The organism is Levilactobacillus namurensis (genome assembly GCF_032197885.1).
GTDB lineage: Bacteria > Bacillota > Bacilli > Lactobacillales > Lactobacillaceae > Levilactobacillus > Levilactobacillus namurensis_A.
Window position 1 is genome coordinate 1 of record NZ_CP134160.1, and the last position, 13,506, is coordinate 13,506.

25 protein-coding genes and 1 tRNA gene are annotated in these 13,506 nt (G+C 42.5%); 2 read left to right on the top strand and 24 right to left on the bottom strand.

The genetic code is table 11. The features are described 5' to 3' along the window. From RIN67_RS12665 to RIN67_RS12770, 22 genes are all read right to left on the bottom strand, one after another. A partial coding sequence (locus RIN67_RS12665; RefSeq protein WP_313872951.1) for a phage portal protein occupies nucleotides 1-1,654 on the bottom strand: 1,654 nt, incomplete at its 3' end. Beyond that, nucleotides 1,611-1,955 (bottom strand): hypothetical protein, encoded by a 345-nt coding sequence (locus RIN67_RS12670; protein WP_215811449.1) that lies wholly within the window; start codon nucleotides 1,953-1,955, stop codon nucleotides 1,611-1,613. The genes RIN67_RS12665 and RIN67_RS12670, both read right to left, overlap by 44 nt. A gap of 172 nt (nucleotides 1,956-2,127) precedes the next feature. Further along, nucleotides 2,128-3,438, bottom strand: a complete 1,311-nt coding sequence (locus RIN67_RS12675) for a PBSX family phage terminase large subunit (protein WP_313872952.1) — start codon at nucleotides 3,436-3,438, stop codon at nucleotides 2,128-2,130. Next, nucleotides 3,435-4,034 (bottom strand): terminase small subunit, encoded by a 600-nt coding sequence (locus tag RIN67_RS12680; RefSeq protein ID WP_313872953.1) that lies wholly within the window; start codon nucleotides 4,032-4,034, stop codon nucleotides 3,435-3,437. The genes RIN67_RS12675 and RIN67_RS12680 overlap by 4 nt, the downstream gene beginning before the upstream one ends. 39 nt (nucleotides 4,035-4,073) lie before the next feature. After that, nucleotides 4,074-4,250: a hypothetical protein gene (locus tag RIN67_RS12685; protein WP_313872954.1), complete on the bottom strand. Its 177-nt coding sequence runs from the start codon at nucleotides 4,248-4,250 to the stop codon at nucleotides 4,074-4,076. A gap of 226 nt (nucleotides 4,251-4,476) precedes the next feature. Beyond that, the gene (locus RIN67_RS12690) at nucleotides 4,477-5,415 is read right to left on the bottom strand and encodes a DNA adenine methylase (protein ID WP_313872955.1); all 939 of its coding nucleotides are present in this window, start codon (nucleotides 5,413-5,415) and stop codon (nucleotides 4,477-4,479) included. After that, complete coding sequence (locus RIN67_RS12695; protein ID WP_313872956.1) at nucleotides 5,399-5,566, bottom strand: hypothetical protein; 168 nt, start codon at nucleotides 5,564-5,566, stop codon at nucleotides 5,399-5,401. The genes RIN67_RS12690 and RIN67_RS12695 overlap by 17 nt, the downstream gene beginning before the upstream one ends. A 401-nt stretch (nucleotides 5,567-5,967) precedes the next feature. Further along, nucleotides 5,968-6,025, bottom strand: a tRNA-OTHER gene (locus tag RIN67_RS12700). A 74-nt stretch (nucleotides 6,026-6,099) separates the two neighbouring features. Next, complete coding sequence (locus tag RIN67_RS12705; protein WP_313826211.1) at nucleotides 6,100-6,525, bottom strand: transcriptional regulator; 426 nt, start codon at nucleotides 6,523-6,525, stop codon at nucleotides 6,100-6,102. Nucleotides 6,526-6,668: 143 nt separating this feature from the next. After that, nucleotides 6,669-6,992 (bottom strand): hypothetical protein, encoded by a 324-nt coding sequence (locus tag RIN67_RS12710; protein WP_313826210.1) that lies wholly within the window; start codon nucleotides 6,990-6,992, stop codon nucleotides 6,669-6,671. A gap of 11 nt (nucleotides 6,993-7,003) precedes the next feature. Beyond that, nucleotides 7,004-7,219 carry a hypothetical protein gene (locus RIN67_RS12715; RefSeq protein WP_168868680.1) on the bottom strand — a complete coding sequence of 72 codons (216 nt, stop codon included), beginning with the start codon at nucleotides 7,217-7,219 and terminating at the stop codon, nucleotides 7,004-7,006. 8 nt (nucleotides 7,220-7,227) lie between these two features. Next, nucleotides 7,228-7,425, bottom strand: coding sequence for a hypothetical protein (locus RIN67_RS12720; protein ID WP_313872957.1), 198 nt, complete (start codon nucleotides 7,423-7,425; stop codon nucleotides 7,228-7,230). Between the two features lie 155 nt (nucleotides 7,426-7,580). Further along, entirely contained in the window at nucleotides 7,581-7,997 is a 417-nt protein-coding gene (locus RIN67_RS12725; RefSeq protein ID WP_313826206.1) for a hypothetical protein, read from the bottom strand. 170 nt (nucleotides 7,998-8,167) lie between these two features. After that, nucleotides 8,168-8,938 carry an ATP-binding protein gene (locus RIN67_RS12730; RefSeq protein ID WP_313826205.1) on the bottom strand — a complete coding sequence of 257 codons (771 nt, stop codon included), beginning with the start codon at nucleotides 8,936-8,938 and terminating at the stop codon, nucleotides 8,168-8,170. 1 nt (nucleotide 8,939) lies between these two features. Beyond that, nucleotides 8,940-9,659: a conserved phage C-terminal domain-containing protein gene (locus RIN67_RS12735; protein ID WP_233670538.1), complete on the bottom strand. Its 720-nt coding sequence runs from the start codon at nucleotides 9,657-9,659 to the stop codon at nucleotides 8,940-8,942. Next, on the bottom strand, nucleotides 9,634-10,341 hold the full coding sequence (locus RIN67_RS12740) for a putative HNHc nuclease (RefSeq protein ID WP_233670539.1): 708 nt from the start codon (nucleotides 10,339-10,341) through the stop codon (nucleotides 9,634-9,636). Before RIN67_RS12740 ends, RIN67_RS12735 begins: the two co-directional genes overlap by 26 nt. Nucleotides 10,342-10,355: 14 nt before the next feature. After that, on the bottom strand, nucleotides 10,356-10,787 hold the full coding sequence (gene ssb, locus RIN67_RS12745; protein ID WP_313872958.1) for a single-stranded DNA-binding protein: 432 nt from the start codon (nucleotides 10,785-10,787) through the stop codon (nucleotides 10,356-10,358). Beyond that, nucleotides 10,780-11,463: an ERF family protein gene (locus tag RIN67_RS12750; protein WP_313872959.1), complete on the bottom strand. Its 684-nt coding sequence runs from the start codon at nucleotides 11,461-11,463 to the stop codon at nucleotides 10,780-10,782. Before RIN67_RS12750 ends, ssb begins: the two co-directional genes overlap by 8 nt. Before the next feature lie 9 nt (nucleotides 11,464-11,472). Next, on the bottom strand, nucleotides 11,473-11,958 hold the full coding sequence (locus RIN67_RS12755; RefSeq protein WP_108477718.1) for a siphovirus Gp157 family protein: 486 nt from the start codon (nucleotides 11,956-11,958) through the stop codon (nucleotides 11,473-11,475). Nucleotides 11,959-11,960: 2 nt separating this feature from the next. Beyond that, complete coding sequence (locus RIN67_RS12760) at nucleotides 11,961-12,215, bottom strand: hypothetical protein (RefSeq protein ID WP_313872960.1); 255 nt, start codon at nucleotides 12,213-12,215, stop codon at nucleotides 11,961-11,963. Between the two features lie 182 nt (nucleotides 12,216-12,397). Then, complete coding sequence (locus RIN67_RS12765) at nucleotides 12,398-12,520, bottom strand: hypothetical protein (RefSeq protein WP_313872961.1); 123 nt, start codon at nucleotides 12,518-12,520, stop codon at nucleotides 12,398-12,400. Next, the gene (locus RIN67_RS12770) at nucleotides 12,510-12,674 is read right to left on the bottom strand and encodes a hypothetical protein (protein WP_313872962.1); all 165 of its coding nucleotides are present in this window, start codon (nucleotides 12,672-12,674) and stop codon (nucleotides 12,510-12,512) included. The genes RIN67_RS12765 and RIN67_RS12770 overlap by 11 nt, the downstream gene beginning before the upstream one ends. 57 nt (nucleotides 12,675-12,731) lie before the next feature. Between RIN67_RS12770 and RIN67_RS12775 the strand changes: the two genes are divergently transcribed. Continuing rightward, a complete protein-coding gene (locus RIN67_RS12775) occupies nucleotides 12,732-12,914 on the top strand; it encodes a hypothetical protein (protein WP_084995037.1) in 183 nt (60 codons plus the stop codon). Here RIN67_RS12775 and RIN67_RS12780 read toward each other — a convergent pair. After that, a complete protein-coding gene (locus tag RIN67_RS12780; protein ID WP_263851898.1) occupies nucleotides 12,892-13,023 on the bottom strand; it encodes a hypothetical protein in 132 nt (43 codons plus the stop codon). The genes RIN67_RS12775 and RIN67_RS12780 overlap by 23 nt on opposite strands. Before the next feature lie 100 nt (nucleotides 13,024-13,123). On the opposite strand from RIN67_RS12780, the gene RIN67_RS12785 reads away from it, so the two are divergent. Further along, entirely contained in the window at nucleotides 13,124-13,333 is a 210-nt protein-coding gene (locus RIN67_RS12785) for a hypothetical protein (RefSeq protein WP_233741342.1), read from the top strand. On the opposite strand, the gene RIN67_RS12790 is transcribed toward RIN67_RS12785, so the two are convergent. Continuing rightward, nucleotides 13,330-13,497: a hypothetical protein gene (locus tag RIN67_RS12790; protein ID WP_159074733.1), complete on the bottom strand. Its 168-nt coding sequence runs from the start codon at nucleotides 13,495-13,497 to the stop codon at nucleotides 13,330-13,332. The two genes, RIN67_RS12785 and RIN67_RS12790, sit on opposite strands and share 4 nt — an antisense overlap. Nucleotides 13,498-13,506 lie beyond the last annotated feature (9 nt).

Below are 13,506 nucleotides of genomic sequence, written 5' to 3' on the forward strand. Positions count from 1 at the left end.
TATTTGTTGTTCGTTCATCTTGATCGCCAGACTCATCATCTACTCGTTGCTTTTCTTGATCAGCCGGAATCCCAGTAATCGGTTCAGCTAAATTACGCAATGTTTCTGCAGAAAATTTGCCCGTCTGATTGAGACCTTGAATAAGTGTCATCGTTTCCTGATTGTTCTTAGGCAGATTAGGCGTGAATGCGATTGTCACATTGTCGGCCGGATTGTTTTCAGCGGTGATCGTAACGTCGTTATTTTTGAGATAGCTCCAATACGTCATTAGTAACCGCAACCGACGCCGTATACCACGCTGATAAAGTGTTTCCGACATAGCCATCTCTTGGTCACTGCCCCATAGCTTGTAAGCCATGGCTACGCCCGACGCATTGGCTGCAAAGTTTTGGTCAGTTGTGTCGGGTGTATTTGTGTCCTTATGAATGTCGGATAACAATTGGTTAATGTAAATTTGCCACTCACTAGCATTCAACGACTTAGTCAGATAAGCTGCCGATGTTGGCACAATAGTTGGCGATCCGTTTGGATTTTTCTGGACATATGGCCGTAGATACAAAACGTTTGTGTTGCTATCAAGCACCTTTTCAACCATAACGGGTGCATTGCTTTTCCCGTTGGTTGTGGATTCATTTGTATATCCACCACTCACATTGTCAATGTAAACTGGCTGGCCGTCTGGTCCTAGTTTTTGCTCTGACTTACCGGAATTGTTGGCAACTTTCCCGTTGATCATCAGCATTGAATTGCTAAAGTCTTCTTGGCTGTTAGCCATTTCGGATAACGCTTGGTCATAGGCATCAATTTCATCAAGTTTAGTCTCCCAAGCGCCCACGCGTTCTTCATTTAAGCTATATTCAGTTAACGGTACTTGTTGGAAAAAGTGTTCTTCGGTGTCTGTCAGAGTCCAATCACTATCGGGTTCGTCCCCCGCTTTAAAGTGATAAATGTTCTTATCCGTATAGACTTCAACTTGATAGTTTGTTTCATCTGCCACCTTAACGACGTAATAACGCACAGCAAATAGTTCTACGGGTTCTACGTCGGTAGACCAGACTACAAACGTACTATTGGGATCGATTGCCGTAACTCGTGGACGTTTTGACCCGTCTGCTACATATAGCAGTTCATACGCACGACCAGTATTCGCTAAGTTCTTGCCCATAATCTTTTCGTGATACGGTTCATCATTAGTTTGATTAAAATCATCTAGTGCTTGCATTGGCCCTTCGCCAGTGTCGGTGTCATCATCTTTGTTTTGGTACCCGAACGTTAATGGCGTGCCAAACTCATATCCTACTTGAATGTTAGTAATATAGCGCGCCAATGCACTAGAGATACGGTTATCTGCTCGATGGCTCTTCTTGTTAGACAACCAGTAGTGAATGTTATTGTCTGCTTGGTAATAACGTTCCAATTCAAGAATTCGTGGCAATTGATTTGTGTAGTGATCGTTAACGTACCACTGCACTAACTCTTCAAACGCCGCTGGGGTATCTTTAATAGCGTCCCAGGTTGCTTGCGGAATGCTGTATCTTTGGTTAGTGTCGAACGCATAGCGCCCACCATAACGTTTGCCGTTTAGCAGGCTAATCGAGTCTGGCTTAGGATTAATCGACAGGCTGTGAGCTGTTTTGTCGTTTGTCTCTGCCATCATTGTTCACCTCGCTTTCATGCAGCTTGCAATAATTGTGTGCAAACTTAACGGCCAGCAACCTATTAGAGTCGCTGACCGTCTTATCTTCTTCGTTAATATTCTCGTTAATCAGTTCTGCCATCGCTTCAATAATATATTTGACATCTAAGCCAATTGGCACTGAATAAGTAATGCCTCTATCGGTAAATTCAAGTGGTTTACCATTAAGCATCGGCTCAAACACATTCATATCAAGCGGCGCTGTGTCCTTGGTAGTTGCTTGTTTTTTCCACTCTTCCATCGTCATGAGCTTTGCCATCAATTTCACCTCAAAACCTATGCTTAAATGTCCAATCTAGGTGTACTCTATATAGACATTACAACTTAAAAGGCCAAATCCCCTATAAAACCAAAACCCGTAAGCTTAAGACCTGCTTTTTAATTGTTTAATCAACTGTCCATTTTGAGTGTCTATTTTAGACATGAATAAATTACCAAAAATCATCAGGGTAATCGATCAACCCATTATCAGCTAATAGCTTTGTCTGATCGTTATAACTGTTATCCGGTTGTTTGTTATTTTGATTCCACAGCTTGGTTGCAATCGCATATCGTACAGCGTCCATGACATGGTCATGCTCTTTAACCGGCTCACCCGTTTTGTCATTCCAGACGTACTGATACACCTCGTCTAAGAACTGCTGTATGCCTTCTTGAACAGCCATAAACTTATGCTGCTTAATAAGCCCCGCAACTTGTTCAATGCCCTTTAAAACTGATTTATACGCATACTGAGCGTTGATGTTGTTTTCCTTGAACTCATCAATATGTTCAACCCGGGCTGTGTCACAATAAAATGGAATATTGTGCCCATAGTCTTGCTGTATCTGCTTAGCGACATTAACCCAATGGTCAATCTGTTGTAAATTACCGGTGTGTTCCTCAACCAAGTACGTATTACCCTGATTATCGTCAGCAAGCACCACAAGCGACGTATCGTGCTCGTAGCCCCAATCGACGCCACAATAGTACGTTAACTGTTGATCAGCAGTTCGTTTATCAAACTCGGCGCGAGTAATTAGATTCTTTGATTTGTCAAAGTCTTGATAGACCAGGCCTTCACCAGCAACCCATAATCCTAAGATACTGCGATCATAGAACATGCCGCTCATTTGAGCCTTCATATCATGCACGTACTTCTTAGGCAAAAATGTATTGTCGTCCATCGTGAAATGATTGTAAATGATACCCTTTGACTCGTCCTTAGCCTGATCAATGTACTTTCGCTTAAGCCAATGGGTTGGCGTATCTGGGTTGGTATCACCAATGATTCTAGCCCCTTCAAATCCACGAACACGATTACGAATTTCTGTGAATACTTGTTCATTAGCTAATGACATTTCATTAATATAAGCTCCCCAGGCATTCATACCACGAATAGATGCCATACCAGCAATTGAACCCGTATAGGCTTGTACAACCCGCACGCCAAACAATTCAAAAGCACCATGCACATCAAACTTAATATTAAGCATAGGGTAAGCCTGCATGATTTCTTGCAGCACGTTGTTAGCGATCGTCTTACTAGAAAATCCGGCTAGAATGTATTGCGCTTTCTTATCCATTGATTGGGCTAACTTGCCAATCCGCAGTAGCTCACGCAAGAACATGTCATTGTCAATGACCGTCTTGCCAGAACCAACGGCCCCACTGTTGATCATTAGCGACCAGTCGTCACGGTCAAACTGCTTGAAGACTTCAACTTGCTTCTTTGTATACTTCAAATCGGCATAAGTTGTCATTTGTCGCTGTCCTCCTTCAACCGCTCGAACATCTTGTCAAACTGCTTACCAACATCTTGGCCACCGCTTCTAGCATCACGAGCCTTTTGTTCTGCCACATCAGCTTCAGCTTCTAGCTTGCGAATCTTTTGTTCTTCGACCTCTTTGCTGTCATTTTTGAGCTTGCCATTTAGTTTGAACCACAGTTCAGCTGCAGCTACCTGCTCTTTAGTGGCCGCTGGCGTTATAGTGGTCTCATTCGTTTCATATCCAGATCTCATAGTAGCTGTTGGCTTAGATTCCTTTTTCACGCCTCTCAAAGCAATTTCTTTTTTTAAGTTGTCGGTTTGAACAAAATCACGTTTGATAGGCTTACCAGCAGCAATTCGATAGACGTTTTTGAGCACTTCATCAGCTTCATCAGATTCGTGTTTTTCAACATTTTCAGTCTTTTTAATGATATATTCATGAATTCCAGTGTTTTCCAGTAATTGTTTAGTTGCGTTGCGAGCTGTACCCTTTGCGTAGCCTGCTTTTATAGCTGATTTATATGCGTTGTTAGTTTTAATGAATTCGTTAGCAAACTTGCGCTGTTTTGCTGTTAATTTACGTGTCATTACATATCACCACGCCTCCGTCCTTTAGAATTTCGTTTCTTAATACTTAAGCACATTTTCCGTTATTTTTTTGTACAAATTTTCTGTATCTTCTTTTGATTTCTGATCATCACCGTACCCAATCTTCGATAGAATCTTGATACAATCTTCGACCTTACCTTCGAACTTCACATTTTGTTGATTTTCACCGATGTTACTATCAATAGTTACTTTCATGGTCAATGACCTCCTGTGCTTGCTTATGGTTGCCCCACGTCATGGCACCCTGGTTGTCTACAGCGTCTTACCCTTGGCATGATCACCACCACCTTTGTATAATTGGAATTAATACCACTTGGCAAGATCATTACTAGCTAGTGTGCTGTCTAACATATTGTCTAATGGATTTACAATCTTTTATCGTTTCAAATGTTGTCAAGCCCATCCTCGTGCATCATGGCGTCTAATGGACTACTCTTAGCAGCAACTCATCTCTACGTTTGCCTGCTGCAGAAAAGTTTGTTTTCTTGCCAAAATTAAAAGCCACCTCGGTATGAGGTAGCTTTGTGTATTCGCTAATATAAATTTCTTTTGCTGGGCATTCATGTAGATACCAATTCTCGAATGCTTTATGGTCGAATCCACCATAATCATGCTGAGTCCCAACGTATGGCGGATCACAATAAACAACGTCATCAGTATCGATGACTAGTTCGCGATAGTCATTTACGGAATATTGCAGTCGCTGCAGTCGCTCCAGTTGTTGCAGTTGTTCCAGTTGTTGCAGCCGTTCCAGTTGTTGCAGTTGTTGCAGCCGTTCCAGTTGTTCCAGTTGTTGCAGTTGTTGCAGCAAATCATAACGAGAACTAATATTCATTTGTTCTCGTCGCCATTTATGGAATAATCTGTACTTCTCACTAATTGTATTAGCATTTAAAGAATAGCTATATAATTGGTCAAATTCCGTCCCAGTGTTTCCGTAAAAGAGGGCCCTAGTTAGCAATAACTTTTCCTCTTCATTCTTTTTATTCCACAAATAAGTACTCTGATTATTGCTAAATGAATAAGCAATTAACACTAACGTTCGTTCGATCGAATCAGGTTGATTATCTCGCCAATCAAAAAATTGTTCTCGTGTTAATGCTACGTAATCCATCAGGTTGAAATGCGGTTCATCATTGACTAATGCTCTTAATAGCTCAACTACAGTTTTTCTTCGGTCATTATATATTACTTCTTCGTATTTACCAGATGAAGCAGCTGTCAAGCTAACACATCCACCACCGCCAAATACATCAACAAATCGTTTGCCATTGGGTAAGGATTCCATAATTTGTTCAACCTTCTGTCCCTTGTTGCCAACGTATGGCAGTCCACGCTTCCATTTATCTTTTACTTTCATCTTGGCTATGTTTTCCTTTCGATTCCAAATTAAAAGCGCCATGCTTATCAGCACGACGCTCACGTTTCTTCTTATCAGCCAACCAACGCTCTAAGTCACGATAGCAATAATCTTCTATTGGGCTAGCATAACCATACTCAGTGTGTCGCATGAAGCCACACTCCCAACACGATAATGAGTAGCACCATCAGCAGGCCGAATATTAAGTCCCAACACGAGTTGTCCCGTTGATAGTTTCTCATTACATCACTTCCGAACTAAAAGGCCGCCTCGTTTGAGACGACCGTGTATGTGATTGGTGTGGAATCGAACCACACGCGGTAATGAACCTCCTGACGTGGGCAGTCCCCATTAGTGGGGAATTTATTCAGCCACGTTTCAACCACCCGTCGACTTACGCTTTTAGCTTAGCGTATAGAACTCGCATTTTGGGATTGCGCAATACCGCGGTTGCTGACCAATGGTCCCGGTGGGAATCGAACCCAAAACATTTCACAATTATAAGTTGTGCGTACTAGCCTTTATACATTACGGGACCTAACTTAATTGCAATACGTGCAACGGGAGTCGAACCCGTATCTTCTTTACTCTGCCGTTGAGCTATGCACGCCCATTTCATCAATCGCTTATGGTACCAATTTACACCCAAATTAGGGGTCAAAAGTGCGCAATTAGTGCACGATTTTATAAATCATACAGCCCTAATTCTTTAGCACAATCATGTATGAACTGCTTTTTTAAATAAAATGCCTTTCTACGGCTTACATGGATCAATCCATTAGTGATTAACCCATCAATCGTATATCGAGGCCGTTTTCTGAAATACAGTTCGTCAATAATAATCTCGGTATCTTCTCCCACTTCATCTAAGCAGTCATCGATAACCTGACGCTGCTTTTTGAGTGCGTTAATCCGTTTGTCCTCATCCAGCGTTATAATTAATCGGTCTGTTCTGTCGTTGAATCCGTTCTGTGCTCGACCGCCGCCAACGTTCTCATCAACTGGTGTTACCGGATAACGTAACTCCTGCGCACGTTGTTCAATGTACTTATCAATCTTAGGATAATCACGCAGAATATCTTCTACTGTTCTAATCGTTGATCGTTTCACCCATCATTCCTCCATCTTAAGCTTATTTTAAGTTTGCTTTAATGTTAATGGCATAATATTTCATTCGTTGGCTGCGGAGTAAGAGTTAATTTAAATAGTCAATTTGGGGTAAGGGCTGCCGGTAAGTGGCCCTTTTTTGCTGTCTAAATATTTTGTGATTGCTTTTCCAGCTCTAACCCATGCTCATAAACCGAATGGTTGAGTTCCGCATCTACTGACTTGGCCTTTTGTACGTACTGCTCAACGCTTGTAACGCGCTCATCTCCACGTTTCATCATATCCTTAGCAACCGCCTGCAAAGCTAGTGGCATAGAGTTGTAGTAGCCCAAAATGCGCTCATTAAAAGCCTTTCCAGTCTTAGTTGTGATAGTTTTAGGCGTTCCATCGTCATTAATCTTAGCTAGTGACACAATGTAATTTCGTGGTTCACTCGTAATGTGATACTCACTGATTCGCATATCGATCATGATCATTCCTCCTAAAATGGCCGTGTCAGCTCGTGTAGCACGTTAGTAATCTCCGCATTGCTCAGCATACCCAAAGCAATGTAAACTTCCTTAGGAACGCTGTGATTGCTTAATTTTGATTGGAATACAGCTAGTCCCATAAGCACATCATCTTTTGGCACTAATGATTCCAGATAGCTAAGTAACATACGCTGGTTACCGTTCATTACGTCTCGTGTTTTATCCATACGTCCTCCTACATGAATACCATCGTCAGCTCATGGATAACCTGGTTTCGTTCCTTCGCTGACAGCTTGTTAATCGCGCTGCGTTGGCTATTGCTCAACTTGATAAAGTGATTGCCACACCACACTAACGCCTGTGCCACATCGCCGTCATAGCTTTCCATGCCTTGCAGCACGTAATTGCGATACTCGATCTGTTCGTGTGTCATCGTTCGCCCTCCCAATCTCAACATCACTCGGTGCCACCTCAATATGCCTGTGGCTACCTTCAACTTTAATCATCGCTAACCGCCTATCACCACGCGTAATCCAGCATATCCATGTAGCAGGCTGTTTATCGTGGCGCCGATGGTAATACACCTTATCACCGTGCTTCATTGGCTGCCTCCCGTAGCTTCTCTCGCATACAGCGCACCCAATCCTTATCACGGTGCATAACACTAGCGACTCCTTTATTATTAGGCTTGTTCATGTGTTTGACGTTGTATTTCAGTTGTGTCAGCTCATCTGGTGTGGCTTGGTAATCCAATTCGTCACGTTTTCGCATTCTGTCACGTAATTGCTGTATATATTTCGGTTTATTGGACCGTTCTTGTGCAATATATTTGTTGGTATATCCGTGTAAAATCATGTGGCGCAGCACATTATTTTCTGCTGTGTGTTCTTCCTCAGTTTGACCGCGGATCTCTTTTTTAACATCTTCCGGCCAATCATCTGGATCGTCGCCATAATTGGCATAAGCCTCCCTGATTGCGGCCGCCATTTTCTTGTTTGATGACATACACCTCTACCCCTTTCTCAATAGTCGTTTTGTCTCGTTCCTTAGTTCTTCAAATTCAAGTTTACGCCGTTCTTTCAAAACTTCATTGCAATTAGGACATGGGCTAGCTGTGACGGTGCTTGCCGTGCAGTGGTGAAAAACGCCAGTGCCATGACACAATGGGCATTCACTCATATGTTACGCACCCCTTTCATGCCGTCAAAAATAAGTTGCTGTTCTGGGTTGTCTGGATATACGCGATCAATGAACTTGCCTTCATACATCTGTTTCAGCTGTCCTTTGGTGTTGTTGGTTGTAATGATGGTGATACCCTTAGCAGTGTTGTGGTTAAAATCAACTCTAGCGTTAGACACCCGATACATGATGTCTTGCAGATCCTTATGAACCGGTTTAATGTTGCCAGTCATACCGCCTTCTGTGCCAAAATCATCTAGTACCAATACATCAACCTCAATCATTGAACGCGTTATGTTGAGTAGTTTGGAACGAATTGAAGTGTCCTCATATTTATCATTGACCATTCTTAGCAGTTCAGCAGTTGATACAAACATACCACTACGTCCATGGCTCATCAGGTGGTCCAACATAGCTAGTGCTAAAGACGTTTTACCAACGCCACGATCACCCATCATAGCCACGTTAAAGTTTTGGTTTTCCAATTGCTTGGCCAACACGAATGCCTTCTTGCCTAGTGATTTAGCTAAGTGTGGATTGTCCTGCTTAGCAATATCCCAGTTGCCAAACGAGAATTTGAGCGGTATGTTTCCTGACCAAACCGAGTAGCTATAGTACCGGGCCATTTTGTCCCGTTTCAATTGTTGAGTTGCTTGTTCGGCCGTCTTACGATCTAATTCTTCTTTAGTCGGCAAGTGGTTCAGGTCAACATGGTGGGCATTGGCTAGCCGCTGAATATATCTCTTGTCAAAAGTAACGTGCTCCATATTAACCTCCCGTCCAATACTCGCGGCCCTCATGTTTTGGTTCATCAGGTACTGCATTCAAATATCCTTCAAATTTACTAGCTCTAAATAAAGTAGATGGCCTTAAATACTGAGCCATATCTTTATTGTTGAGCCACAGTTTGCATTGATGGTCTATTACTTTTTGCATATCTTCGGCGCTAAATCCATCATGCTGTCGTGCCATAACTAATCCCTTGTTAGTGTTAGTGTGTTTGAAATGCTTGCCAGTCTTTTCGTTGAGATAGTCAATTACAGATTGCCAAGAAAACTCAGGTGCTGCGTTAGCTGCACAATGGTTTTTACTTGTATTTAGTATTTCTTGTTTTTGGTAATTCTTATTATTGGTAGTTCTTAGTGACGGGTTTTCCCTTGGACGGCTTTCCCGTCCGACGGGTTTCCCGTTCGACGGATAATCGGATAAAAACCATTCCATTCCTTTTATTTGCTTAGCTTCATCAAATTTTACAGATCTGATTAAATATCCAGCATTTTCCAGCTCCTTCAACCCATTTTGTAAGGATTCTCGTCCATCAACAACTGAATGCTTCTCAATTTCACTTACGTAGAATTTCCAGTTGTCCGCCTGGCTCCAAAGATAAAGGAATATTCCTCTTGCTTTCCAGCTAAGGTTAGAATCTCTGACAACTTTATTGCTTACGTTCGTGTAAGTATTATTAGTGCTCTTTATGAGTCTCGCCATAATCTCCTCTAACTCCAATCTTTTCCAACGTTTCTTCGTCCAGCTTGATCCCAGTAACCGGAATGTGATGCTTCTCGCCAAACGCTGTCGGCCCGATTTTGTGCCATTCTGTATGGTGCTCACGACACAAACAGTTAACTCGTAGTTGCGTATGGTCAAGATGATTCCGATCACGGCCAGACCCAACCGTATCAACATGGTTAATATCCGCATGTTCACGGCCACACACCATGCACCGACGATGCCGGCAACACTGATATTGGTAATACTCTTGCTCTCTCGGTAGCAATTCATAGCCTTGTTTGAACGGTACACGCCACGTAAACATGAAGTCGATAACTAGGTCGAGTAACACGTTAGCATCGCTCACAGACGATTCTGTCGTGTCTGACAGGCTAATCTCATTACCGTTGGTATACTCACGATATTGGCCATAAAACATTGCTTTCAGGAAGTCTTGTGGCACCACGAAGTAATCAGCAATATCATTTAGCAGGGCAAAGAATAGACGCCGTTGTTGCGGTCTAGCTTTGCGTGTGTCGGCTAGTTCCCAATCTAGGTAAAGTTGGTCACGCGAACCGCTAACGGTCTCGATATGGTCTAAATTAGGCTGGTGGTCAAGCTCAACTAACAAGTATGACTTGCCATTACGTTCAAAGTATTTCGATCGTGACCGCTGCATTTAATCACCTCAAATCAGAATGGTAACTGATCATCCTGAATGTCAACATTGCCAGCGTTGTTAGCAAACGGATCACTCGTATTATTTTTCGGCCGGTTGTTTTGATAACTACCGTTACCAGTAGAGTTTTTTGATTCTAAGAATGAGAAGTTTTCAACAATAACTTCTGTGACGTATACGCGTTGGCCTTGCTGATTTTCATAGTTGCGTGTTTGAATACGTCCTTCAATGCCGACAAGAGAGCCCTTGTGGAAAAAGTTGGCAAAGTTTTCTGCCGACTTACGCCAGATAACGCAACTAACAAAATCAGCTTCCCGCTCACCTCGTTGGTTGGTAAACCGCCGATCAACGGCCAGATTGAAAGTAGCTACAGCAGCACCGCCTTGCGTATACCGTAAATCCACGTCACGGGTTAGTCGCCCAGTTAAAACTACTCGATTAATCATTTGAATTCCCCTTCTCACTTTGTTTTTTTAATTGAGCAGTCACTAGGCTGATCAGTTGGTTAGCACCATCATGCGTCAAATCGTTGACCTGGCTAACGTTTAATTTTTCCAGATAACCGTTTCTAACAGCTTCAATTGGGGCGCTTGCTGCCTTACTCATTGCCTCAAACAATCCATTAAGTGTTGTGGCCTGCTGTTTAGTTACAGGCAGGGGTTGACGATTGTTTTGTTGTGTCCCGTTATTTCTATGAGCTGGTTGTTGTGCCGTACGGTTGCTAGGAGCCGCTTTAGTTGCTTGTTGTCCATCGTCATCTTTAGAAGCGGATACACCGAATGCGGCTGATAAACTATATCGTCGTGCATAAGTTTCGGCAGATCCGAATGCCTGCGCGTCTTTACGCTGTACTGGCATACTAAGCGGATTGTAAATAATGTACTCGCCACTAGCATCAAACAGCATAGTCGTAATAGAAACACCATTAGGATCGCTGGTCGCTTCCTGCGTATAACCTAACGACTCTGGCAACGCTCCATCTACTGCAGCGGTTAGGTCTTCCAAAGTTACATAGTTCCCATAATGACTTTTTCCATCTTTACTTGGTTGCGCTTTGAGTAAATTCTTACGGAATTGTGCCATACTGGTGGCCAAGTTTTTAATTGATTCACTTTTTTCCATAATTTCCTCCTACTTGATTCGAATTGACCGTGTCTGTACTAGCTTGGCGCCAGGAACCTCTTCGCCATCATTGAGGGCCTGCTTAATGGCCGTTTTATTCAGTTTCTTTTCTACCTCAGTAAATTCACCAGGAATAAGTTTATCGTCCGTCACAGCAACGCTAACAGGGTTATTTTGAATCCAAATAGACAGATCAATATCTTTGATTTTGTCCTTACCTGCTGTTTCCATTCCGTGTTGTAATGCCAATTTCAGCCGACTAATATTGTTGGACAACGCACGCTTTCGTTCTTGATCGTGTTTAATTTTATCTGCAAGTTGCTTTTCATCAGCTACCAGCTGATTAATAACTTTGCCGTAGCCAATTGCTTTGTCAGCGATGCTGTCTTGTAAACTTTCAATTGTGTCAGCAAACAGCTGCTGATCTTCTGGTTTGGCACTATTGGCTAATTCAACGACATGCAATAAGTTGCCCTCAAGTTCGTATAGATTCATACTTATCCCTCCGTTCGTAACTGTTCTAATCGCTGATTAGTGCGGTCAAGCTTAACTGCCAAATGCCGCTTATACTTTTCGTCAGTGGCGTGTTCCAGGCAATTCCGTAAATCTGTTGCTAATGTTTTCAGCGCCTCAACATGGACGTTATGTTCTAAGAGCGCTTGCTCCTCGTCAGTCTGATTAATGTGCGTGACCACAGGCTCAGCAAATTTTCGGTCATATTCCGCGCTTGTTCCGCCTAAAGCCATTGCCAACGCCCCGCTTTCTGAGTAGAATCGTCATAGAATAGTTTTGACAAACGTTTCATCTTTTCGAGTTCTGACGGCCAGGTCAGGGCTCTTTTTTTGTGCCATAATTTCATCGATCAACGACCTCCAATCCGTTAGTGAACATTTCAAATGGCTCATGTCCACGCTGCTTAATGACAGCAATTTTCTTATTCGACTTTCCGTAAACGTCTGGCTTGAGTTCCTACTTTACCAACACCAGCAGACACCACCTTGATACCTGCGGCATACGTATCTTCGTAACTGACCTTGTCACCAACATTAATTTTCATGTTGATTCTCCATTCCAAAAAAGTTTTTCCAAAATGGTGCCCATCCGCCGGCACGCACCACTGACTTACGTAGCTGATAACCGGCTGAGGCAATCAATACAATTACTGTTAGCCAGAAGGTTAGAAAGCCAACTAGCAGATAAGCTTCGTACATATAACCATTCCTTTCAGTTGTATACTTGGGTTATTCCAATTAATCGAGGTGATATAAATGGACAAGTATTTGTTGGACAAAGCCATTGAGTTAACAGGACACGAATTGAACTTTAATGCTTTGACTGCTATCGGAAACGATAGAGTTTCAATGCAAGCAGCAGATCACGATGAAGTCATGTCAATGGTCAAAACATTCTACGGTGATCTTGAGAAATTCAAGAACGACGCTGAGAAATAGCCTCACCATTTGCTTTAACTAGTATCTTTTTATTTTGGACTTCAGTGTTACTTGCGATAACACTGAGGTCTTTTTCAATTGCCCATAAGACGTTGATCAGTTTCTTCATGTTGTTTCCTCCTTATGCTGTCTGCTCAGCTTCAATTTGCTTAAAAAATAATTCTATCCGCCTTTTAAGTGACATAATTATCACAAAGGAGGTGAATGCTATGCCGAAACGTGTCAAGGTAACTCAGGAAGACAAGACTGGTCGAAATACCAGGTTTCACGATAACTTCACCGGCGAAGATTTTACTCGCGCTCAATTCAACAAAAAAATTAAGAGTGGAGATTACGTTGGATATAAAGTCAAAATGATAAACGGTGTTGAAACGCCTGTCTCTAAGCCTGACAAGACCAAGAACAATAATCTTGGCTAGTTACCCTCACCAACATCAAACAGGATTTTGTAGCCTTTTTTGGTAATTAGTTCATCCGCTGCGATGACTGCCACAGGCTCGCGATCCTTGTTAATGACGGTGATATTTGAGTAGCGTTTCCCAGCAATTTCTATTTGGGGACACTGCTCTTTTTCTTTTTCCATCAGCTCACC

Excerpts from the sequence above, each read along its gene's own strand:
- RIN67_RS12670 (WP_215811449.1), bottom strand. The coding sequence starts at position 1,955 with ATGGCAAAGCTCATGACGATGGAAGAGTGGAAAAAACAAGCAACTACC.
- RIN67_RS12675 (WP_313872952.1), bottom strand. The coding sequence starts at position 3,438 with ATGACAACTTATGCCGATTTGAAGTATACAAAGAAGCAAGTTGAAGTC.
- RIN67_RS12680 (WP_313872953.1), bottom strand. The coding sequence starts at position 4,034 with ATGACACGTAAATTAACAGCAAAACAGCGCAAGTTTGCTAACGAATTC.
- RIN67_RS12685 (WP_313872954.1), bottom strand. The coding sequence starts at position 4,250 with ATGAAAGTAACTATTGATAGTAACATCGGTGAAAATCAACAAAATGTG.
- RIN67_RS12690 (WP_313872955.1), bottom strand. The coding sequence starts at position 5,415 with ATGAAAGTAAAAGATAAATGGAAGCGTGGACTGCCATACGTTGGCAAC.
- RIN67_RS12695 (WP_313872956.1), bottom strand. The coding sequence starts at position 5,566 with ATGCGACACACTGAGTATGGTTATGCTAGCCCAATAGAAGATTATTGC.
- RIN67_RS12710 (WP_313826210.1), bottom strand. The coding sequence starts at position 6,992 with ATGATCGATATGCGAATCAGTGAGTATCACATTACGAGTGAACCACGA.
- RIN67_RS12715 (WP_168868680.1), bottom strand. The coding sequence starts at position 7,219 with ATGGATAAAACACGAGACGTAATGAACGGTAACCAGCGTATGTTACTT.
- RIN67_RS12720 (WP_313872957.1), bottom strand. The coding sequence starts at position 7,425 with ATGACACACGAACAGATCGAGTATCGCAATTACGTGCTGCAAGGCATG.
- RIN67_RS12725 (WP_313826206.1), bottom strand. The coding sequence starts at position 7,997 with ATGTCATCAAACAAGAAAATGGCGGCCGCAATCAGGGAGGCTTATGCC.
- RIN67_RS12730 (WP_313826205.1), bottom strand. The coding sequence starts at position 8,938 with ATGGAGCACGTTACTTTTGACAAGAGATATATTCAGCGGCTAGCCAAT.
- RIN67_RS12735 (WP_233670538.1), bottom strand. The coding sequence starts at position 9,659 with ATGGCGAGACTCATAAAGAGCACTAATAATACTTACACGAACGTAAGC.
- RIN67_RS12740 (WP_233670539.1), bottom strand. The coding sequence starts at position 10,341 with ATGCAGCGGTCACGATCGAAATACTTTGAACGTAATGGCAAGTCATAC.
- ssb (WP_313872958.1), bottom strand. The coding sequence starts at position 10,787 with ATGATTAATCGAGTAGTTTTAACTGGGCGACTAACCCGTGACGTGGAT.
- RIN67_RS12750 (WP_313872959.1), bottom strand. The coding sequence starts at position 11,463 with ATGGAAAAAAGTGAATCAATTAAAAACTTGGCCACCAGTATGGCACAA.
- RIN67_RS12755 (WP_108477718.1), bottom strand. The coding sequence starts at position 11,958 with ATGAATCTATACGAACTTGAGGGCAACTTATTGCATGTCGTTGAATTA.
- RIN67_RS12765 (WP_313872961.1), bottom strand. The coding sequence starts at position 12,520 with ATGAAAATTAATGTTGGTGACAAGGTCAGTTACGAAGATACGTATGCC.
- RIN67_RS12770 (WP_313872962.1), bottom strand. The coding sequence starts at position 12,674 with ATGTACGAAGCTTATCTGCTAGTTGGCTTTCTAACCTTCTGGCTAACA.
- RIN67_RS12775 (WP_084995037.1), top strand. The coding sequence starts at position 12,732 with ATGGACAAGTATTTGTTGGACAAAGCCATTGAGTTAACAGGACACGAA.
- RIN67_RS12780 (WP_263851898.1), bottom strand. The coding sequence starts at position 13,023 with ATGAAGAAACTGATCAACGTCTTATGGGCAATTGAAAAAGACCTCAGT.
- RIN67_RS12785 (WP_233741342.1), top strand. The coding sequence starts at position 13,124 with ATGCCGAAACGTGTCAAGGTAACTCAGGAAGACAAGACTGGTCGAAAT.
- RIN67_RS12790 (WP_159074733.1), bottom strand. The coding sequence starts at position 13,497 with ATGGAAAAAGAAAAAGAGCAGTGTCCCCAAATAGAAATTGCTGGGAAA.